The 21,746-nt window shown below is 57.2% G+C and carries 20 protein-coding genes and 1 riboswitch; of the genes, 3 read left to right on the plus strand and 17 right to left on the minus strand.

What is annotated here, in order from left to right; all coding sequences use genetic code 11:
* Positions 1-11: 11 nt before the first annotated feature.
* Positions 12-725 (plus strand): putative nucleotide-diphospho-sugar transferase, encoded by a 714-nt coding sequence (locus tag BM320_RS09900; RefSeq protein ID WP_242650994.1) that lies wholly within the window; start codon positions 12-14, stop codon positions 723-725.
* Positions 726-844: 119 nt separating this feature from the next.
* A complete protein-coding gene (prpE, locus tag BM320_RS09905; RefSeq protein ID WP_090199488.1) occupies positions 845-2,737 on the plus strand; it encodes a propionate-CoA ligase PrpE in 1,893 nt (630 codons plus the stop codon).
* Here the strand turns inward: prpE and BM320_RS09910 are convergent.
* The 15 genes from BM320_RS09910 to miaB all read right to left on the minus strand — a co-directional run bounded on the left by BM320_RS09910 (position 2,734) and on the right by miaB (position 19,709).
* Positions 2,734-3,789: a Gfo/Idh/MocA family protein gene (locus BM320_RS09910; protein WP_207496866.1), complete on the minus strand. Its 1,056-nt coding sequence runs from the start codon at positions 3,787-3,789 to the stop codon at positions 2,734-2,736. The two genes, prpE and BM320_RS09910, sit on opposite strands and share 4 nt — an antisense overlap.
* Positions 3,790-3,906: 117 nt before the next feature.
* On the minus strand, positions 3,907-5,583 hold the full coding sequence (rpsA, locus tag BM320_RS09915) for a 30S ribosomal protein S1 (RefSeq protein ID WP_278246425.1): 1,677 nt from the start codon (positions 5,581-5,583) through the stop codon (positions 3,907-3,909).
* 234 nt (positions 5,584-5,817) lie between these two features.
* The gene (locus BM320_RS09920; RefSeq protein ID WP_131802376.1) at positions 5,818-6,669 is read right to left on the minus strand and encodes a hypothetical protein; all 852 of its coding nucleotides are present in this window, start codon (positions 6,667-6,669) and stop codon (positions 5,818-5,820) included.
* Positions 6,670-7,007: 338 nt separating this feature from the next.
* Positions 7,008-7,928: a type IV pili methyl-accepting chemotaxis transducer N-terminal domain-containing protein gene (locus tag BM320_RS09925; RefSeq protein WP_165615025.1), complete on the minus strand. Its 921-nt coding sequence runs from the start codon at positions 7,926-7,928 to the stop codon at positions 7,008-7,010.
* Positions 7,929-8,265: 337 nt separating this feature from the next.
* The gene (gene cmk, locus BM320_RS09930) at positions 8,266-8,880 is read right to left on the minus strand and encodes a (d)CMP kinase (RefSeq protein ID WP_090199497.1); all 615 of its coding nucleotides are present in this window, start codon (positions 8,878-8,880) and stop codon (positions 8,266-8,268) included.
* Positions 8,877-10,229, minus strand: coding sequence for a 3-phosphoshikimate 1-carboxyvinyltransferase (gene aroA / locus BM320_RS09935; RefSeq protein ID WP_090199498.1), 1,353 nt, complete (start codon positions 10,227-10,229; stop codon positions 8,877-8,879). The genes cmk and aroA overlap by 4 nt, the downstream gene beginning before the upstream one ends.
* A 58-nt stretch (positions 10,230-10,287) precedes the next feature.
* A complete protein-coding gene (trmB, locus tag BM320_RS09940) occupies positions 10,288-11,001 on the minus strand; it encodes a tRNA (guanosine(46)-N7)-methyltransferase TrmB (protein ID WP_090199500.1) in 714 nt (237 codons plus the stop codon).
* A gap of 40 nt (positions 11,002-11,041) precedes the next feature.
* Positions 11,042-11,695 carry a COG3904 family protein gene (locus tag BM320_RS09945; RefSeq protein ID WP_090199503.1) on the minus strand — a complete coding sequence of 218 codons (654 nt, stop codon included), beginning with the start codon at positions 11,693-11,695 and terminating at the stop codon, positions 11,042-11,044.
* Positions 11,696-11,818: 123 nt separating this feature from the next.
* Positions 11,819-13,000 (minus strand): methionine adenosyltransferase, encoded by a 1,182-nt coding sequence (gene metK / locus BM320_RS09950; RefSeq protein ID WP_090199504.1) that lies wholly within the window; start codon positions 12,998-13,000, stop codon positions 11,819-11,821.
* Positions 13,001-13,006: 6 nt separating this feature from the next.
* Positions 13,007-13,054, minus strand: a riboswitch (SAM-SAH riboswitch).
* A 33-nt stretch (positions 13,055-13,087) separates the two neighbouring features.
* Entirely contained in the window at positions 13,088-14,590 is a 1,503-nt protein-coding gene (gene lnt, locus BM320_RS09955; protein ID WP_090199506.1) for an apolipoprotein N-acyltransferase, read from the minus strand.
* Complete coding sequence (locus BM320_RS09960; RefSeq protein ID WP_090199509.1) at positions 14,574-15,461, minus strand: hemolysin family protein; 888 nt, start codon at positions 15,459-15,461, stop codon at positions 14,574-14,576. Before BM320_RS09960 ends, lnt begins: the two co-directional genes overlap by 17 nt.
* Before the next feature lie 30 nt (positions 15,462-15,491).
* Positions 15,492-15,983 carry an rRNA maturation RNase YbeY gene (gene ybeY / locus BM320_RS09965; protein ID WP_090199511.1) on the minus strand — a complete coding sequence of 164 codons (492 nt, stop codon included), beginning with the start codon at positions 15,981-15,983 and terminating at the stop codon, positions 15,492-15,494.
* Positions 15,980-16,993, minus strand: coding sequence for a PhoH family protein (locus BM320_RS09970; RefSeq protein ID WP_090199513.1), 1,014 nt, complete (start codon positions 16,991-16,993; stop codon positions 15,980-15,982). The genes ybeY and BM320_RS09970 overlap by 4 nt, the downstream gene beginning before the upstream one ends.
* Before the next feature lie 133 nt (positions 16,994-17,126).
* Positions 17,127-18,305: a YHYH protein gene (locus BM320_RS09975; RefSeq protein ID WP_207496867.1), complete on the minus strand. Its 1,179-nt coding sequence runs from the start codon at positions 18,303-18,305 to the stop codon at positions 17,127-17,129.
* Between the two features lie 90 nt (positions 18,306-18,395).
* Positions 18,396-19,709, minus strand: a complete 1,314-nt coding sequence (gene miaB / locus BM320_RS09980; RefSeq protein ID WP_090199517.1) for a tRNA (N6-isopentenyl adenosine(37)-C2)-methylthiotransferase MiaB — start codon at positions 19,707-19,709, stop codon at positions 18,396-18,398.
* A 111-nt stretch (positions 19,710-19,820) separates the two neighbouring features.
* On the opposite strand from miaB, the gene BM320_RS09985 reads away from it, so the two are divergent.
* A complete protein-coding gene (locus BM320_RS09985) occupies positions 19,821-20,684 on the plus strand; it encodes a glycosyltransferase family protein (protein WP_090199520.1) in 864 nt (287 codons plus the stop codon).
* Here BM320_RS09985 and BM320_RS16300 read toward each other — a convergent pair.
* Positions 20,623-21,168 carry an REP-associated tyrosine transposase gene (locus tag BM320_RS16300; RefSeq protein ID WP_131802377.1) on the minus strand — a complete coding sequence of 182 codons (546 nt, stop codon included), beginning with the start codon at positions 21,166-21,168 and terminating at the stop codon, positions 20,623-20,625. The two genes, BM320_RS09985 and BM320_RS16300, sit on opposite strands and share 62 nt — an antisense overlap.
* 116 nt (positions 21,169-21,284) lie before the next feature.
* Entirely contained in the window at positions 21,285-21,701 is a 417-nt protein-coding gene (gene irrA / locus BM320_RS09990; RefSeq protein ID WP_090199522.1) for an iron response transcriptional regulator IrrA, read from the minus strand.
* Between the last annotated feature and the right edge of the window lie 45 nt (positions 21,702-21,746).

Consider the following 21,746-nt stretch of genomic DNA (forward strand, 5'->3'; position numbering starts at 1 on the left):
TGTTCCGCGCGTTGACCGATATCATGGAAACGCCGTTCGAATTTGTCTGCATGACAGACGACCCGCGCGGGCTGGCCGAGGGAATCAAGGCAATTGAATTCCCGCCATTTGCAATGGACAAATCCTGCTGGCACCGCGGTATGTGGCCCAAGGTCTGCGCCTTTGCGCCGGATCTTTTCGCCGCAGGCACGCCTGTCATTATGATGGATGTTGACGTGCTTATCTTGCGTGATCTGACGCCGTTATTTGATCGGGTGCGCGCGGGAAACGATCTGCATATAATACGCGAAATACCCGATACGCTGCCACGGCTGTTTCCCAAACTGTTCGGAAAAGAACTGAAATCAAATTCTTCGACCGTTGGTTTTGTCGCAGGCACCCAAAACCATCTCTATCTGGAAAGCTGCGACAAGACATATGACCAGCTGCGCCACTACGGCAACGACCAGAACTATATCCACCGCAACGCCCGCAACCGCCAAAGCTGGCCAGCGGGCTGGATACTGTCGTTCAAGAAAAGCCTCGCTTGGCATTTTCCGGTCAACCTTGTGCGACCAATTGCCCGCCCCGACGGCTATGTCGTCATCTTTCACGGCAAACCCGATCCCGAAGACATGACCAAACGCCCGTTCAAACGCTGGGGCACTGCCGAAAAATTCGGTTATTTTCCAGTGCGTTGGATCAAAGACTACTGGTACAAATACCTGCGCGATACGGATCAGTAACGCGCACCCGCACGGTTGAAAATAACTTTACTATTTCGCTATTGCCGCACTCAGCGGCGCTTGCCGGGCGGATATGCAATGCGTAACACTTCACCCCAAGTTGTTTTGGGAGGAACACGATGGGTTACGCGGACGTCTATGCAGCATGGAAGGCCGATCCGGAAGCATTCTGGATGGAACAGGCAAAAGCCATTGATTGGGACACGCCGCCAACGCGCGCGCTCAATGATGACAACGCGCCTATGTATGAATGGTTTTCAGAGGCAAAGGTGAACACCTGCTACAACGCTGTGGACCGCCATGTCGAAAATGGCCGCGGCGAACAGACCGCGATCATCTACGACAGCCCGATCACCCATACCAAACGCGAGATTTCGTTCATCGAGCTGCGCAACCGCGTTGCCAGCCTTGCCGGTGCCTTACGCGCCAAAGGCGTCGAAAAAGGCGACCGCGTCATTATCTATATGCCGATGATCCCAGAGGCGCTTGAGGCGATGCTCGCCTGTGCGCGGCTTGGCGCGGTGCATTCGGTAGTTTTTGGCGGCTTTGCTGCCAACGAATTGGCAGTGCGCATTGATGACGCCAAGCCCAAAGCGATCATCGCGGCATCCTGCGGGATGGAGCCGGGGCGTGTGGTCCACTATAAACCGCTGGTTGATGGCGCGATCGAATTGGCGACACACAAACCCGATTTTTGCGTGATCTTCCAGCGCGAGCAAGAGGTCGCAGAGCTGATCCCTGGCCGCGACTATAACTGGCACGGGTTCCAATACGGTGTCGCACCCGCTGAATGTGTGCCTGTCGAAGGCAACCACCCAGCCTATATTCTCTATACGTCCGGCACCACCGGCGCCCCCAAAGGCGTGGTGCGCCACACGGCAGGCCATCTGGTTGCGCTGAACTGGACGATGAAAAACATCTATAACGTCGATCCCGGTGATGTGTTCTGGGCGGCCTCAGATGTCGGCTGGGTCGTGGGGCACAGCTATATCTGCTATGGCCCACTGGTCCACGGCAACACCACAATTGTGTTCGAAGGCAAGCCCATCGGCACCCCTGATGCGGGCACATTCTGGCGGGTGATCCAAGAACATAACGTCAAATCCTTCTTTACCGCGCCCACTGCATTCCGCGCCGTCAAACGCGAGGACCCAAAGGGCGAATTCGTCAAGAAATACGATCTGTCGTGCCTGAACGCGATTTATCTAGCGGGCGAACGCGCCGATCCCGACACGATCAAATGGACCCAGGAAATGACGGGCAAGCCTGTCTATGACCATTGGTGGCAGACAGAAACCGGCTATACGATTGCAGGCAACCCCGTGGGGATCGAACCGCTACCCGTCAAGATCGGATCGCCCACTGTGGCAATGCCCGGCTATGACGTGCAGATCCTCGATGATGCGGGCCATCCTGTTGCCGCTGGCGAATTGGGCGCAATCGCGATCAAACTGCCGCTGCCGCCTGGTACATTACCAACGCTTTGGAATGCGGCGGACCGGTTTCAGAAATCCTATCTCAACACCTTCCCCGGCTACTATGAAACCGGCGATGCGGGCATGATCGACGAAGACGGCTATCTTTACATCATGGCGCGCACGGATGACGTGATCAACGTTGCAGGCCACCGCCTGTCAACAGGCGCAATGGAAGAAGTGCTGGCCAACCATCCCGATGTTGGCGAATGCGCGGTGATCGGCGTGACGGACCAGCTCAAGGGGCAGTTGCCGCTCGGGTTTATCTGTCTCAACAACGGCTGCGACCGCCCCCATGAAGATGTGATCAAAGAGGTCATCGCCTCGGTGCGCAACACCATCGGCCCTGTTGCCGCATTCAAACTGGTGACGGTTGTTGACCGTCTGCCCAAAACCCGTTCGGGTAAAATCCTGCGCGCGACCATGGTCAAAATCGCCGATAACGCGGAATTCAAAATGCCCGCTACGATTGATGATCCGGCGATTTTGGATGAAATCCGCGCGGCGCTCAAACCGATGGGCTACGCGGGCGTCTAGGCCTGCGTGACATCAATGATCCGGCCATCGCGCGACGATGTTTCGATGGCCGTGATCAGGTGATGGGATGCCAATGCATGGCGTCCTGTCACCATCGGGGCCGTGCCATTGCGCACTGCATCTGCAAAATCTGCGATTATCGCTTGGTGCCATTCGTGTTTGGCAACGACTGGCCCATTGTCAGACGCACCGCCCGCAACAAGAACCTCGTGATCATTGCGCGCACCCCGCCAGAACACATCCAGACTGCCCGTGCCGATACGCAAAGTTGCGTGTTCATAATGCAAGGTGATCGTTTCAACCCCGTGCGGATAGCTCGCCGTGCTGGCTGTCAGTGACCCCACGGCGCCATTTTCAAACCGCAGACCGGCCACCGCCATATCCTCGGATTCCATCTTGTGCAGCGCGGTTGTGGCCACCATTGCCTGCACCTGTGTCACCGCGCCGGTAAAACGCAGCGCCAGATCAATTGTATGGATTGCTTGGGTGATCAGCACGCCGCCCCCGTCACGCGCATAGGTGCCGCGCCCCAATTCATCATAATAGGATTGGTCGCGCCAAAGCGGGATCGCAATTTCCACATGCGCCAGCTTGCCAAGCCCGCCTTTGGCAATCAAATCCGCTGCCGCAATCGACGGCGCGCGCGCGCGGTGCTGGAACAGAATGCCCAATGAGACGCCTGCGTTTTCGCAAATCTCGACCACTTGCAGGGCTTCGGCGCTGTTTCGCGCCACAGGTTTTTCCAAGAGGATATGTTTGCCCGCTTTGGCCAATGCGGTGATCAGATCAATCCGCACTGATGGCGGGGTCGCGACAATCGCCATATGAATATCGGGGTTGTCGGTCACCTGCGCCAGATCCGCCGTAAACAGCGGCGCGTCCCCCGCATAGTGATCCGCCAAATAGGCCGCATTTTCAGGCCGGCGCGCCACAACAGCGTCCAACCGCAGTTCATTACGCATCGCCGACAGGGCCGCAACATGGGTCGGCGCGATCATGCCCGCACCGATCAGGGCCACGCCCATGCGGGCATTCAAATCTTGCTGTGTCATCCTAGCCTCCGCTTTCTGGTATACCAGACCAGAGCCGCGAGGCAGAGGCAAGCAACAAAAAACCCCGCCGCAGTTTCCTGCGACGGGGTAAATTTTGTAACGCTAAAAGCGGGTGACTTATTCGTCGCCGCCCTTAAGCGCCGCGCCAAGGATATCACCCAAGGACGCGCCGGAATCAGATGAGCCGAACTGCTCAACCGCTTCTTTTTCTTCAGCGATTTCACGTGCTTTGATCGACAGACCCAGTTTGCGAGTTTTGCTGTCGATGTTGGTGACGCGAACATCAACCTTGTCGCCAACGCCGAAACGCTCTGGGCGCTGCTCGGCACGGTCACGTGACAGGTCCGAACGACGGATAAAGGATTTTGCACCTTCATAGTCGACTTCGATGCCGCCGTCTTCGATCTTGGTCACTTCAACAGTGATGACAGAACCGCGCTTCACGCCGCCAACAGCTTCTGCGAACGGATCACCGTCCAGCGCTTTGATGGACAGGGAAATACGTTCTTTTTCAACGTCAACTTCAGCAACTTTGGCTTTGACAACGTCACCTTTGCGGAAATCGCCGATGACGTCTTCGCCGCGGCCTTCCCATGTCAGGTCGGACAGGTGAACCATGCCGTCGATGTCGCCTTCAAGGCCAATGAACAGACCGAATTCGGTGATGTTTTTGACTTCGCCTTCGACTTCAGTGCCTTCTGGGTGTGTCTCGGCAAAGACTTCCCACGGGTTGCGCTGTGTCTGCTTGAGACCCAAAGAAACGCGACGCTTGGTGCTGTCGATTTCCAGAACCATGACTTCGACTTCTTGTGAAGTAGACACGATTTTGCCCGGGTGTACGTTTTTCTTTGTCCAAGACATCTCGGACACGTGCACCAGACCTTCAACACCGGCTTCCAGCTCAACAAATGCGCCGTAATCAGTGATGTTGGTCACGCGACCTTGGTGTACAGAACCAAGGCTGAATTTCGCTTCGACAGCATCCCATGGATCGTCCTGCAGCTGCTTCATGCCAAGGCTGATGCGATGTGTTTCTTTGTTGATCTTGATGACCTGCACCTTGATCGTCTCACCAATTGTGAGGATCTCGGATGGGTGGTTCACACGGCGCCATGCCATGTCGGTCACGTGCAACAGACCGTCAACACCGCCAAGGTCAACGAACGCACCGTATTCGGTGATGTTCTTGACGACGCCGTCAACTTCTTGGCCTTCTGTCAGGTTGCCGATGACTTCGGCACGCTGTTCGGCACGTGATTCTTCAAGGATCGCACGACGTGATACAACGATGTTCCCGCGACGGCGGTCCATCTTCAGGATCTGGAATGGCTGCTTAAGACCCATCAACGGGCCTGCGTCACGCACAGGGCGGACGTCAACCTGAGAACCCGGCAAGAACGCAACCGCGCCGCCAAGATCAACAGTGAAACCACCTTTGACACGGCCGAAGATGGCACCGTCTACGCGCAGTTCGTCAGCATATGCTTTTTCCAGACGATCCCAAGCTTCCTCGCGGCGCGCCATCTCGCGAGAGATAACAGCTTCGCCACGGGCGTTCTCGACCTGACGCAGGAACACTTCGACAGTGTCGCCAACAGCCAGTTCGGCTTCTTCACCTGGGTTTGCAAATTCTTTGAGATCAACGCGGCCTTCCATTTTGTAGCCTACGTCGATGATCGCTTGGCCAGCCTCGATTGAGATGACTTTGCCTTTGACAACAGACCCTTCGGCCGGTGTGTCCATTTCGAAGCTTTCGTTCAAGAGTGCTTCAAACTCTTCCATTGTATTAGCCATGTGGCGTCGTTTTCCTAACGTTTGGTTTTATACGGGCCGTGCGGTTGTCTCCGCCGGTCTTTCAGTTGCGTTTGGTCTGGGCACCTTTGCGAACATAAAACAACAGGGCCGGTTCATCACCGACCCCGCTCACGTCTCACGTCCGCACCTGTAATCGGTACTTCGACAGGGCGGCGTATAGGCGCGTTTTGTCATGTTTGCAAGGGGTTTTACAGTTCCGCAATCGGTCAGCGTCTAACTGTCTGAATCAGAGGAACTGTCATACCCGGGAAACAAAAGCGGGCGCTGATGCGGTGGAATTTCACTCACCGGCATACGCCCATGTTCCCAAACATGGGCTGCTGACGAATTATAGAAGGTCGTACCACCGGGCGACATCGGCGCATATTGCGAACTATACGCCATGTTTTGTTCGGTATCATCGCTCATTTCGGCTTCGTCATCGCTGTCGAAACGCAGCCTCGGATCAGCGGCCGCGCCGATAAATCGGTTTGTTACAGAATCATCAAGCCGCAGATTATGGGGGGCGCTATTCAGGTGACCGCACAGTACCTTGACGTTATTGGTTGTGGCGCCTGCCAGCACCGCATTGCGTGCAATGACCATGTTTGCATAGAAATCAAGGTGAGGATTGCTGCCATACAATGCGTCGGACGACCCCTCAAAGTAGGGTTGATCTATATCACCGTTCAAGAACGCTTCGACCAGATCGTCACGAATTTCCTGCCATGATCGTGAATGGCATCTGTCAAGTTCTTCATCGCTTAGATTGACACTGCTTGCGTCAAGCTGCTGGTCCGGCTCATCGGCATGTGTGTCATTCCACTCTGCTACCAGATATCTGGTCAAGACAGTCGTACGAATGAACGCAGGGCGGCCTGATACCGTCCATGTACCGCCATTATTCACAACACTGACCGCCCTTTGCAGGGTATCACCCGCAGCGGATGAAACAGGTGCGCAATCAAATGTATGTTGCGCGGTCAGCGCCGCCATCTGCACCGGCGCACGGCCCTCATCGGCAGCGACCTGCAATGCGGCTTGCTTTGTCGCAACGGGGCTCTGGATTGCCATACGCTGTAGCATCGCCAAAGGCCCGGCAGATTGACCTGTGTTCGCCCTGCGTCGCGCGAGGGGCATTGCGGCGGGTATTGCGCTTTGTGCCGTCTTATAAGTCATAGCACTTCCGGAAATTCTTCAAATGAATATATGCATAGCTACCACATTCCGCCGTGCAATTACATCAAAAACAGAATTCCTGTCTCAGGCGCGGCCGAACGCACTGTGCGACCGCAGTCAATTTGCCATACGCTTTGCCGACGCAAAGCAGACGTCACTCCGACCGAAGATCTCTTATGTTTTCGAGCGGTAGATCATACCCCCCGCCCGCAGGTATTGCAGGCAGGGGGCTGCGCACGCAGCGCCTACATATTGTCGAGCGGCACCAGCGTCGCCGCTGCGTCCACATACATGCCGACAACGGTGTTCATATTCGCCATTGTGACGTTAAGCTGTTGGAATTTTGCAGTATTGTCGTCGGGGTTCAACGGATTCCCCGCCAGCACATCCATCACAAACGGCTTTGCAGTGCTCCAATCATTCAGCACCCCGTCCAGCCCTTCGGCAATCGTGTCATTGGGCGGCGGGCGCACGCCAACCACCGGCATCCCGTGGCGCAATGCCTCAAGCGAGTTCTCGAAAATCACCATCGTGCCATTCAGGTCTTCGGCAGTCACAAGCGTTTCGAAATTGCCTTCCAAGATGCAGGATTCCTTGGACATTTTCTGGGTCAACATCCGTTGGCGTCCCGAAATATCCACCAGAACCAGCGCCGCGAACGTCGTCGCATTCGGGTTGGAATACTGCTGCACAAGCCGTTCAACAAGCAGCTGCGCCGCGCGCAAGACGGCAAGGTTTTCGTTATAAAGATAGTCGCGTTCCGCATCGGTTGCCGCACCGCTTGCGACCGCCTCGGCAGCGGCTTTCAGAGGTTCCCAACGCGACCGCAAATCGGCAATCAGCGCCAGCGTGCGGTCGTTGGTTTCGGGCTGCTGGATATTCAGATCGGCATCGCCAAACTCAAGACCTGTCAGAATTTTTTCAAATTCCGCCGTTGCACCCGCCAGCAAAGCAGCCGATCCATCCAGATCAATGCCCCGCGAATAATGACAAGCCGCAGCAGGAATGCGCTGCGACAACATCCGAAGTTTTCCGGAAAAATTGATCCGCTGCTCTGCGTTGTCTTCGATAATAGGTGCGGCTTGGCTATAGGTCACGCTGGGCAAAAAAGTTACGGGAAATGCAGCTGCAAGTAGCAGTGCAAACTTAAGATACTTCGGTCTCATAATATTCTTTCTGTCTCTACGCATAGGTGACGGCACCAAACCGGCACCACGGCACATCCGATTCGAATCGTTTGGTCACGATCGGTCCAATTTCTCGGGGTCTTGCTAGCATTATTAAGCACTTAGCCAATTGATCTACCTCAAACGCGAATTTGCTAGTATACCAGATATGAGGCCTGAGAATTTGGGCGCTAAATATCCCCAATGCCCATATTTTGATCACTTTGTGCGTCATGAATTTGCGCAAATAGCTGAACGTGCAACGACAGGCGCGCTTGCGAACTACCTTTATGGTTGCAACGCACTGACAGGTGAAAATACGGTGGCGTGCGCGCGGTTAGCGCGCGTCAAGTCGTGCTTGCACTGCGTCAATCGCTGCGGCCACGGCCTGTGCCACTGTCAAATCGGAGGTATCGATGAACACGGCATCAGTCGCGGCTACCAATGGCGCGGTTGCGCGGTTACGGTCGCGCGCGTCGCGGGTTTTGACATCGGCCAAAACCTGTTCAAACGTCAGATCCATACCCTTTTCAGCCAACTCCTTGAACCGTCGCTCGGCGCGGCATTCGGCGCTCGCGGTCACAAACAGTTTTGCATTTGCATCAGGGCAGATCACGGTGCCAATATCGCGCCCGTCGAGCACCGCCCCGCCATCGCGTGCGGCAAATTTGCGTTGAAAATCAACAAGCGCGCTGCGCACATCGACGATGACCGCAATTTCGCTGGCGGCTTGGGCCACGGCAGGCGTGCGCAGGCTTTCGTCCTCGAGATCGATCGGATCAAGCCCGCGCGCCGCGGCAACCGGATCGGCCCCGTTCAGCACTTTGGCCCCGACTGCACGGTACAAAAGCCCCGTATCCAAATGCGCAAAGCCGAAATGCGCGGCAACGGCCTTGCTGATTGTGCCTTTGCCAGCGGCGGCAGGCCCGTCGATGGCGACCGTAAAAATCATGCGTTCGCGCGCACGACCTGCGCGCCAAGGCCGGCCATCAGCGGCTCGAAAATCGGGAAGGATGTCGCGATGGGCGATCCATCATCAACTGTCATTGGCTTTTGCGTGGCCATGCCCATGACCATGAACGCCATCGCAATCCGGTGATCCAGCACACTGGCCACGGTCACGCCGCCGGGCACATTGCCGTGCCCCAATCCGGTGACTTTCCACCAATCAGGGCCTTCGTCGACGGTGACGCCTGCGGCGCGCAGGCCCTTGGCCATCGCATCAATCCGGTCGCTTTCTTTGACGCGCAATTCCTTGACGCCTTGCATGTCTGTGACGCCTTGCGCAAATGCGGCCACGACTGACAGCACCGGATATTCGTCAATCATGCTGGCCGCGCGGGCGGGTGGCACGGCGATGCCTTTCAGGTCAGGCGAGAATTTGGCGCGCAGATCGGCAACAGGTTCGCCGCCCTCTTCGCGCATGTTTTCATAGGTCAGGTCGGCGCCCATTTCGATCAACGTGGTGAACAGGCCTGCGCGCGTTGGATTCAGCCCGATATTAGGGACCAAAACATCTGATCCGGGCGTGATGATCGCGGCGCAAACGGGGAATGCAGCGGATGACGGATCGCGCGGAACGATGATGGTTTGTCCGGTCAGTTCGGGTTGCCCGTCAAGCGTGATCACGCGGCCTTCGTCTGTATCTTCGACGGTCAATGTCGCGCCGAACCCTTGCAACATGCGTTCTGTGTGGTCGCGGGTGGCTTCTTTTTCGATCACGACGGTCTGGCCGGGCGCGTTCAGCCCTGCCAGCAACACGGCCGATTTCACTTGGGCCGACGGCACAGGCACCACATAACGCACAGGCACCGGATCAGCGGCCCCGACAAGCGTCATCGGCAGACGGCCACCTTGGCGACCCACAGTCTGGGTGCCAAACAGCGCCAGCGGATCGGTCACGCGGCCCATCGGGCGGCCATTAAGCGATGCATCGCCTGTGAATGTCGCCGTGATCGGCGTTGTCGCCATCGCGCCCATGATCAGGCGCACGCCAGTGCCGGAATTGCCGCAATCAATCACGTTTTCGGGTTCGGCAAAGCCGCCAACACCAACGCCCTGCACCGACCATTCGCCGCCGCCGTGGTCGGTTACGGTTGCACCAAACGCGCGCATCGCCTTGGCCGTATCAAGCACGTCTTCGCCCTCAAGCAGCCCTGTCACCCGCGTTTCACCGACAGATAGCGCCCCCAAAATCAGTGAGCGGTGCGAAATGGATTTATCACCGGGCACATGCGCCTCACCCCTGAGCGGGCCGCAGGGGCGGGATGTCATAGGGATTGGGGTGCCGTGGCCAGACATGTCGTGTTCCTTATTCTTCTAAAAGGCGGTTTACCCTAGGGGCGGCAAAGGGTCTATGTCATATCCGCCGGAAAGTCAGGTAATGGGGCGTGCGCCCTTCGCGCAGCGCTTTTTGTTCGTAGCGGGTTGAAATCCAGTCTTCCCACGGGTTGCGCCAATCGGTTGGGCCTTCGGCCAGCCATTCAAACCCTTGCGGCGGAACCTCTTCAAGCGTCTGGCGCACGTAATCCTTGATATCGGTGGCGACGCGCAGTTCTGCACCCGGCCTCATCACACGGTGCAGCGGCGCCAGATGTTCAGGGGTCACAAACCGTCGGCGGTGGTGGCGTTTCTTGGGCCAAGGATCGGGATAGTTCAGGAATACCTTGCTCAGGCTGTGATCAGGCAAGACATCAAACAGATCGCGCACATCGCCAGGATGCACGCGCAGATTATCCACATCCGCCTTGCGGATCTTGCCAAGCAGCATGGCAACCCCGTTGATAAAGGGTTCGCAGCCGATCAGCCCGATATCGGGATAGGTTTCGGCCATGTGGATCAGATGTTCGCCGCCGCCAAAACCGATTTCCAGCCAGATGTCCTTACCGCCAAAAACGGTGCTCAGGTCCAGCGGATTGCGGTCGGGGTTTTCTTCCCAGCTGATCGCGCCGGGTGACAGCGGTGCCAGATCGTTTTCAAGATAATCCTGCTGGCTACTGCGTATCGTTTTCCCCCGAAAACGGCCATAAAAATTGCGCCACGGAGCGCCCGAAGGGTGTCTATCATTTTCCATGGCGCTGCCTTACCAAGCCGCCGCGCGCTGCGCAATTCCTTCAATCGCGCAAGACGCCCGCTTCTTCCAGCTCGCGCCGTGTCGGATACCAGATATTTGACCGCTCGCGCTTGGTTTCGATCGCAAAGACCGGATCGACACCGCGCGCCACCAGATAGGACAGCTGGCGGTGCATTTCGGTCTGCACATCACGGTAAAGCCATGACCCGAAGTCGAACGGGTTGTCCCAGTTTTCATCGCGGTGCCAATATTTATAATATTCGCGCAGCCCGTCCGCGTGCCACGCATTCTGGTGAAAACCGATGGCGCCGCCGCGATCCAGCACGCGCTGGTTTCCAGCCAGAAACAAGGTCACGCAAGCACTGCTGCATTCACCCGAAACGCGCGTGTCCAGACGGTAATCCATCGCGATACGCGCCATTTCCTCGCCTGCCCAGACCGACCCGCCGGTGCTGGTCAATTGGAGCAGTTTGGTGTTGGGGTTGGCCTCTAGGATATCAGAAAACAACGCGACATCGTCGCTTTCCATTTCGGCATATTGATCGGGGGGCACGTTATTGGTGTTGTAAATCAATGTGGTCCCGTCAACGAAAAACTTGCCAACCTGCGCGTCGACGCCGTTTGGAATTTTCTGCGCACTGACCGGACCGGCGGTCGCGATGATCAGGCTCAAATACAGGCTAAACAATTTCATAAAACGCTCCCTCAACTTGCGCAAGTTGATCAAAATTGCGCGGGCACCTCAACCCTATAGGTTGCACAAAATGAAAAAAGGGCATCGTGAAACGCCCCTTTTATTGGTTGTGCTTTTGCTTGGCTATACCGCGCGTTTAAGCGCCTCAACCAGATCTGTACGTTCCCAGCTGAACCCGCCGTCGGCATCAGGTTCGCGGCCAAAATGGCCGTAAGCTGCCGTGCGTTCATAGATCGGCTTGTTCAGGCTCAGATGCTGGCGGATGCCGCGCGGGGTCAGGTCCATAACCTGTGCAATCGCGCGTTCAATCGCGGCGGCAGCCACTTCGCCGGTGCCGTGGGTGTCAGCGTAGATCGACAGTGGCTTGGCCACGCCAATCGCATAAGAAAGCTGGATCGTGCAGCGGTCCGCCATGCCGGATGCAACAACGTTTTTCGCCAGATAACGCGCTGCATAGGCGGCAGAGCGGTCAACCTTTGTCGGGTCTTTGCCAGAAAACGCACCACCCCCGTGCGGGGCTGCGCCACCGTATGTGTCCACGATAATCTTGCGCCCTGTCAGGCCCGCGTCACCGTCAGGGCCGCCGATCACAAATGTACCTGTCGGGTTCACCCACCATTCGGTTTTGGGGGTAATGAAACCTGCGGGCAGCACTTCGCGGATATAGGGTTCGACGATGGCGCGGATATCGGCGCTGGTCTGGCTTTCGTCGCGGTGCTGTGTGGACAGCACGATTGAAGTGACCTCGACCGGTTTGCCGTTTTCATAGCGCATCGAAATCTGGCTTTTGGCATCGGGGCGCAGGGTCGGCTCTTCGCCGGACTTGCGCACTTCGGCCAAGCGGCGCAGCACCGCATGTGCATATTGGATCGGCGCGGGCATCAGCGCGTCGGTTTCGGTCGTGGCATATCCGAACATGATACCTTGGTCGCCTGCCCCTTCGTCTTTGTCGACGGCGGCGTCAACACCTTGGGCGATATGTGCGGATTGTTCGTGCAAAAGGTTGGTGATCTTGCAGGTCGCGTGGTGAAATTTGTCCTGCTCATAGCCGATGTCTTTGATGCAGGCGCGCGCGATATCATCGATGCGGCCCATGTAATCCTTTAGCTTGGATTGGTCGGAAAGCCCGACCTCGCCGCCGATCACGACACGGTTTGTGGTCGCAAATGTTTCGCACGCAACCCGCGCTTCGGGTTCTTCGGTCAGGAATGCATCCAGAATTGCATCAGAGATGCGGTCGCACACCTTATCCGGGTGCCCTTCGGAAACGGATTCCGAAGTGAAGATATAGTTTTTTCGTGCCATGAGAAGTGCTCCATTAAATACATCCGCCACGTCAGGAAGCCGTTGTGACAGAACCGGGGTCGGGTCTATGCCGCGCGCTGCGGCGCGTCAATCGCTATCGCGCCGCGCGACAACAATGCAACACAGCGTCAAGACGGCCAAAATGGCCATAAGCATCCGATCACCATAGCGCGCATAGGGTGTTACCGCACGTGCAGGAGGTAAGGCGACATCTAGCGCGCCTTGGGTATTCAGTGGCAGCGCGTCCATGATCCGCCCGTACGCATCAATCATCGCGCTAACGCCCGTGTTAGCCACGCGCACCATCGGCAGCCCCTGTTCAATCGCACGCAACCGTGCCTGCGCGAGGTGCTGGTAGGGGCCCGCCCCGCGCCCGAACCACGCGTCATTTGTGATCAGCATAAGCAGGCGCGGACGCGCACCCGCGCCACCGATTTCTTCGGCAAAAATGCCTTCGTAGCAGATCAGCGGAATCGCATCACCGATCCCCGGCAGGCTGACGCGCGGCGATGTTGTGCCCGCTGCAAACCCTGCGCCGTCGCTGGTCGCCAGCCCGTGAATGCCCAACCGCCCAAGCAAATCCCCGCCCGGGATATATTCGCCAAAGGGCACAAGATGCCGTTTGTCATACGTACTACGCAGCAACCCGCCTGGCCCCATGACGATAAGGCTGTTGAAATAACGCAGGTTTTCATCGCGCCGCTGGATGCCAAAAACCAGTGGCGCGCCGCGGGCGGCATCCGCCATCAAGGCCAGATCACCCTGCACATGGTTCAGCAAATAGGGCACGGCGGTTTCCGGCCAGACAACCAGATCGGGCCGCGCGCCCTGCCCCGTCATCGTGATCATCCGGTTTAAATAGATCTCGCGGTGCGCCGGATCCCATTTTTGGTCTTGCGGCGCATTGGGCTGTACAAGCCGCACGATCGGCGCATCCGGCAGCGCGGGTACGGCTGGCGGCGGCACCGCCCAAACACCTAATCCCAATAGCGCAATAAGAATGGCACCCCCCGCAATGCGCGCCGGACCAAATAGCGCGCAAAGGGCCCAAGCCGAGACAAGCGTAAACAGGGTCAACAAATGCGGGCCACCCAACGCCGCAAGCTGCGCCAGCGGCGTCGGCACCCAGATATGCCCCAATAATGCCCAAGGAAAACCGGTCAGCACCAGCGCACGCGCCAGTTCCGCCCAGACAATCGCCAACGCCAAAGCAATCCTAGAACCGGGTGCCACACGCGCGGCAAGATAGGCAAACAAAGCCCAAAACAAAGCCGCACCTGCCGCCATCAATACAATCGCAAACGGGGCCATCCATCCGGTTGCAGCTGCATCCACCAAAAACGGCTCAACAATCCAGCGCAGCGCAACAGCAAAATAGCCCAGCCCGAACACCCAAACCTGCAACGCGCCAACGCGCGCAGATTGCGGGTGCGCGGCCAAAAGCCCCGCCAGCGCAATGATGGTCAGATACCAATAATCCTGTGGCGCCTGCCCAAGCCCCGCAAGCGCCCCTGCCAACAGCAAACTGCAATACCGCGCCCAAGGTGAAAAACCCGCAAAGCGCAGTGCGGCGTTAGCTATCTTGCGCATTTGGCAAGCGCACGCGCAGCCGTTTGATCCGGCGCGGATCGGCATCAACAACTTCGAATTCAGGGCCGTCGGGGTGCAAAATGATCTCTCCGCGGGCAGGCAGATGCCCTGATAGCATCGTCACCAAACCGCCCAAAGTGTCGATTTCTTCTTCGTCGATCTCGTGGTGGTCGGTCAGCTTGATCCCGATCTCGGCTTCGAATTCTTCGAGTTCGGTACGGGCCTGCGCCATGTAGACGCCCGGTTTTTCCATGATCCAGCTTTTGGCTTCGTCAATGTCGTGTTCGTCTTCGATGTCGCCGACGACCTGTTCGATCAGATCTTCGATGGTGACCAGCCCGTCGGTGCCACCATATTCATCAATCACCAGCGCCATGTGAATGCGTTCGGCCTGCATTTTTTGCAGCAAGACCCCAAGCGGCATGGACGGCGGCACAAACAAAAGCGGGCGCGCGGTTTCGCGCAGATCCAGATCTTTGGTTTCGCCGTTAAACCCGTGGCGCAGCGCGAAATCCTTGAGATTCACAATGCCGATCGGCGTATCCAATGTTCCGTCATAAAGCGGCAGCCGTGTCAGCCCGCTTTCGCGGAACACATTGACCAGATCTTCCTTTGAGATACCCAATGGCACGGCAACAATATCGGTCTTTGGAACCGCGACATCTTCGACCCGTTTACGGCGCAGGTTCAACATGCCCAAGACAGATTGTGGCAGTTGGCTGACCTCGCTTGGCGCATCTTCATGCGTGTCGGGCATCGCCTGTGGTTGAAAAACATAGCGCAGCCGGGACAAAACTCCCGGGGTCGTTGCATTTTGATCCATTTGCGCGCTTTGCGCTGCGATAGATGGACCGTCGTTGGAGTCGCCCATTGTTTCCTTACCTATGTGGGCAAAAGCGCCCTAATTTTCCTTATATGGGTCACTTACACCCAGTTTGCCAAGTATCGCCACCTCTAATCTTTCCATAACGGTGGCGTCTTTGTCACGCTCGTGATCATAGCCCAGCAAATGCAGCGTACCATGAACAAGTAAATGAAGCGTGTGGTCGACCATGGATTTCCCTGCTTCTTGGGCCTCACGGGTGCAGGTATCAAACGCAATTGCGATATCGCCCAGTTCCGCATCCATCGGCAATTCGGGCGCAACCGGCGGGTCACCGTCAACATCCGCCCCGCGTTCATCGGACGGCCAGCTTAGCACATTTGTCGCGGCGGGTTTGCCGCGAAAATCGGCATTCAAGGCGGCGATGCGTGCATCGTCACAGGCCAGCAGGCTGATTTCAAATTCTGCGGGGTCATAGCCCAAATGCGCCAGCGCCGCGTCGCTCGCGCGGGTGGCGAGCAATGCAATCCCCTCCCAGCGCGTGTCTTCAATGATGCAATCGACTGTCACTTTTCCGCGTCGGCCTCGTAAGCCTCGATGATAGCGGCGACAAGCGGGTGACGCACGACATCCTTGGACGTAAAATAGTTAAAGCTGATTTTAGGAATATTCTTAAGCAGGCGTTCCGCGTCGCGCAGACCCGAATTCACCCCGCGCGGCAGATCAATCTGGGTGCGGTCGCCCGTGATCACCATGCGCGATCCTTCGCCAAGGCGGGTCAGGAACATCTTCATCTGCATGGTTGTCGCGTTTTGGGCCTCGTCCAATACCACAAAAGCATTCGACAATGTCCGCCCCCGCATAAACGCAAGCGGCGCAATTTCGATCACCTTTTCTTCCATCATCTTGGCAGCTTGCTTGCCCGGTAGAAAATCATTCAGCGCATCGTAAAGCGGCTGCATATAGGGATCGACCTTGTCTTTCATATCGCCCGGCAAATAGCCCAGCTTTTCACCAGCCTCGACCGCAGGGCGCGACAGGATAATCTTGTCGACATGGCCGGAAATCAGCATGTTCACGCCGACAGCCACCGCCAAATATGTCTTGCCCGTCCCCGCGGGGCCGATGCCAAAGGCCAGTTCGTTGTCGAACAGCGATTTTACATAGGTTTTTTGCGCATCGGTGCGCGGCTCAACCAGTTTTTTGCGGGTCTTGATTTCAACCCGCGCATTTTCGCCTTTGAACATTTCGGTTTGCTCAGTAGGGCCGGCAGGGCCGCGCACGGTTTCCGGCCCCATGCGCAATTCGCGGTCGATGTCGCCCGCATCCAGACTACGACCCGCCTCAAGACGCCCGTAGAGTGATTTCAGCACCTCCTGCGCCTTTTCGCGCGCGGCCCCGCCACCCAGAACATCAAGCTGGTTGCCGCGGCGCAAGATCTGCACGCCAAGGCTGTCCTCGATGGTGGTGAGATTGCGGTCAAATTCGCCGCAAAGGTCAATAAGTAAGAAATTGTCAGGGAATTCAAGCGTGACTTCAGTGACAATATCGTCGGTTACGGTCGGTGCACCAGTGGCCAAACGGCTCTCCTTTGAGTCGGTATAACACCAGCTTGGCAAGGGAATGCTGCAGGTGCAAGAACCGATCCAAGCGCGTGCGCCATTTCGGCCCAAAAAACTGCCCCGCACCAATGGAAATGCGGGGCCATGGTGATTACCGGTTCGGTGGCGGTGGCAAAATGCTGCGCAATGCGTCTTCGGTCACGCCCAACGCTGTTGCAGCTTGGCCAAAGTCCAATTGAGGACCGCCCGCAGCGTCGAGCACCTGCATCAGCTCTTCAACGCTACGACCCAGCGTTTGCGCCGCCTCATCAAATCCTTCAGGCGCGCCACCTGGGCCATCACCGCGCGGTGGTTCGCCGCGCGTAATCACTGTACCCTCAGGTGGATTCGCACCAACGCCAGCCTGTGCCGTGGTTACAAAGTTATCTTGTGCCTGCACACCGACCAAACAGCCCGGAAGGTTCGGGAAATCCGTTGTCGCATGGTAGTGATAGACAGCGTCGGCACCATATTCGGTCTCGCCGATGTGGCCGTTGCAAGTATCCAGATCGGTTGGAACGGTGCCGTCGATATCTGTGCTGCCATACATTGCAAACCCGTCAAATGCATAACCAAACTGCGCACTGCTATCCTGCGTCAGCCCGCATTCGGCGGCGATTTCATGGGCATCATAGACTGTTGCGATATCGGTCGCAGTCGCGTGCCAATGATACCAACCGCCCGGATCAACGTGACCGCCGCAGGTATCCAACACGGGCATGTGGCCGGTTTGCTGGATGCTTGGCGCGTCAGAAAAGATCGGCACGCCGTCCAAACCAACCCCGACCTTGGACACGGTCCCAAGCCGTGACGGGGCATCGGCCATGACCGGCGTGGTCGGGATCAACAATGTCATCGTAACGGTTTCGTCAACCGACACATTGATGCACGCGTGATCGTCAACCGGCTGCGCTACCGAAATATCGGCGATATGCACCGTGCCGTCATCATCAAAGAACCGATAACCAAGTTCGTCAAGCATCTCGAAATAGGAGCGATCGACACGGTAAATCCCAGCGTTTTCTCCGGTCCAGTCCCATATCCCGCTTTCGCCATCTATCGTTGCCGGGCAGAACGGGCCGATCTCAAGACCTTCGGGGACGTAATTGACAACAAGCTGGGTACATTGCGCGGCTGTCCCGTTTTCAAGGGTGCAATCGACGATCTGCGCCGGAGCGACAAGCGCGGTTTCGGTCATTCCATCGGCAATACCGTGGGCCGCGCCAAGGCTGGGCGCGCAAAGCGTTGCGGCCGTAAGCAGGCTTAGTATTATCTTGGGTTGCTTTCGCACATCAGGTCTCCGTTGCATGATAGATTGGACGTCAATCTTGATGCAAATTATAACGGTGACGTGCCGGAATTCCGTCGCGCAAAGCGCCGGTTATTGCGAAAGCAGTTCCCCCTTGAGCGAATTTGTCGCGTCATCAATGATCCTGACGCGGCGCACGGTGCCGATGACATCTGCTGGGGCCTCGGCGAATACGGCGTGCAGATACTCGGATTTGCCAATCATCTGACCGGCTTCGCGGCCCGCTTTTTCGAACAGGACCTTTACATCGCGCCCGACCATCGACGCTTGGGTCGCGATCTGCTGTTCACGCAACAGCCCCTGCAAGCGCTGCAATCGGTCGTTCATCACATCTTCGGGCAGTTGCGGTTTTTCGGCCGCAGGCGTGCCGGGACGGGTAGAGTATTTGAACGAATAGGCCTGCCCGTAATGCACATCGCGCACCAATTGCATCGTGTCTTCAAAATCCTGATCCGTTTCACCGGGGAAGCCGACGATGAAATCACCCGATAGCAACAGGTCAGGTCGGGCCGCGCGAATGCGTTCGATCAGACGCAAATAACCTTCGGCGGTATGTTTGCGGTTCATCGCCTTCAGGATGCGGTTCGACCCGGATTGCACGGGCAAATGCAGATAGGGCATCAGTTTTTCGCAAGTCCCATGCGCGTCGATCAGCGCATCGTCCATGTCATTGGGGTGGCTGGTGGTGAAACGGATGCGTTCCAACCCGTCAACCTTGTCCAACTCCCAGATCAACCCTGCCAAACCACCGTCATGCCCGTGATAGGCATTCACGTTTTGACCCAAGAGCGTGATTTCACGCACACCGGATTCGACCAGTTCTTGCGCTTCGCGGATAATCCGGTCGGCAGGGCGTGATACTTCGGCGCCGCGGGTATAGGGCACGACGCAGAAGGCGCAGAATTTGTCGCAGCCTTCCTGCACGGTCAAAAACGCGGTCGGGCCGCGTTTGGCCTTGCTGCGCGCTTTGAGCGTCTCGAATTTGTCGTCGTCAGGGAAATCGGTATCAAGCGCCTTGGCACCCGTTTGCACCGCATCATCCATCGCGGGCAGCCGGTGATAGCTTTGCGGCCCCACAACCAGATCAACCACCGGCGCGCGGCGCATGATCTCTTCGCCCTCGGCTTGTGCCACGCAGCCTGCGATCCCGATTTTCAGATTTGGGTTGATATCCTTGAGCGGCTTCATGCGCCCCAACTCGGAATAGACCTTTTCCGCCGCTTTTTCACGGATGTGGCAGGTGTTAAGCAGAATCATATCCGCGTCTTCGGGGGTCTTTGTTTCCACATAGCCGTTGCCGCCCAGCGCCTCGGCCATGCGTTCGCTGTCATAGACGTTCATCTGGCAGCCATAGGTCTTGATAAATAGCTTTTTGGGCGCGGACATGTGCAGGCCTCGGGTTAGGAGATTTGAGAGCGTCATAGCGGCTTGGTGGATTGCTTGCAATGCGGGGTGATTTGACCCAGTTTACGCCAAGCGCAACCGGATACGACTTTCATGCATTTTACCAACCTGACCGCCCTGATTTCCGATACCAAAACCGCGCTTGCGCGGGGGCCAATTGCCCTGATCCTGATCGAGGATGATGTGGAAATAGCCGGCACCATTACGCATCATCTGCGGCTGGGATTTGCACAGATTGTGCTGTTCTGCCCTGCCGATATGCCCATGCCGGATGGTCTGCCCGAAAATGTGCACCGCGTGGATTTTGACGTAACCGCCGAAGGTGCGCTTGCGACGATCAGCAATGCGGTGATCAAAGCCGCGCAAGGACAGTGGATTTATTATTGCTATAACGCCGAATATTTGATGTTCCCGTTTTGCGAAACACGCAGCATCGGTGAAATGCTGACCTTTATGGCCGAAGAACGCCGCGATAGCGTCATGTCTTATACGATTGATCTTTATGCCCGCGATCTGTCGCAAACGCCCAACGGGGTCGACCCGCATGCCCCCTATTTCGACCGCAGCGGATATTTTGCGCTGGCGCGGCAAGACGCCCAAGGTGCGGCGCTCGAGCGCCAGATGAATATTCACGGCGGTCTGCGCTGGCGGTTTGAAGAACATATCGCCAAAGCCCGCCAAAGGCTGGATCGGGCCGCATTGTTTCGCGCCCTGCCCGGGTTGCAAATGGCCGAAGATGGCACCCTGTCAGAGCCGGAGCACAACACGTTTTCCTGTCCGTGGCATCACAATCTGACCGTTGCAACCGCGTCGTTCCGCACAGCCAAGGCACTGCGCCGCAATCCTGGCAGCCGCCATGCGATCGACGGTTTTTTCGGGGCGCATTCGGAACCGTTCAACTGGTCGTCCCAGCAGCTTCTGGATCTGGGCCTGATCGAGCCGGGGCAGTGGTTCTAGACACGCGTGGATCAAGATCCACCCTACGCCTGTGCAGTGACCCATAGGGCCAGTCAGAAGGTTTGCCAACCAAGCCTGCACGCACCGGTGCCATCAGGATCAGGTGGTCGTGCAGATCGTAATCCGCCCGATCACGGATCACATGTTCCCAGTACCGACGCTGCCAGATGCCTTTTTCACCAGGGCGCAAACGGGTTGTCCCCGAAAGCACGGGCGGCGCGCAATGGCGCGAAAAGGTCGATTTAATCAGCCGCCAGCGTTTGCTATAGGCGCTATCCCCGGGCGGTAGGGTCCAGATCATATGCAATTTGTTAGGTAACACCACAGCCGCATTGATTTCAAAAGGCCAGCGCTGCAAACACAGCCGCGTCGCCGCGCGCAGCAGGTCGATGCGATCAACCAGCAGCGACGACGCATCGTCGCGCAAATTGACGGTAAAGAAATAGGTGCCTGCGGGCACAAAGCGTCTGCGGTATTGTGACATCACGCAAACCTGCCATGGAACTGGTTAACATCCGATAAACCATCGTAGGGTGGATCTTGATCCACCCCTGTTTGTATCGACCGTGCGCACCAGCAGGCGCATGGCGCGCAAATCTGCTATTTACGGCGCAGCCGGATGACCACGTCAACAGAGGCAATCTCGGCCCCCATGGGGGCATGCGGCACCCGTGCGATTTCAAGCTGGTCAGCCGGCGCATCCGTCAAAAGCGCGGTATCTTCCCAATAGAAATGCGGATGATCCGTCATATTCGTGTCGAAATAGCTCTTGGCGCCGTCAACTGTGATCTCGCGCATCAATCCGGCATCGCAAAAGGCGCGTAGCGTATTATAGACGGTCGCCAGCGACACTTTTTCACCTGCGGCAAGCGCTGCGTCAAACAGGCTTTCTGCGGTCACATGCCTGTCTTGTCCGTCACCGACAAGCAAGCTGGCCAATGTCAGCCGTTGCCGCGTCGGGCGCAATCCTGCCCCCGAAAGCCAATCCGTGCTGCGTTGTCCAACAATATCCGTCATGCGTGCCTGCTTATTTGCGTCCCCCCTTATAGCTGCGAATGCGAA

It is taken from the genome of Yoonia tamlensis, from assembly GCF_900115105.1.
In the GTDB taxonomy this organism is placed as follows: domain Bacteria; phylum Pseudomonadota; class Alphaproteobacteria; order Rhodobacterales; family Rhodobacteraceae; genus Yoonia; species Yoonia tamlensis.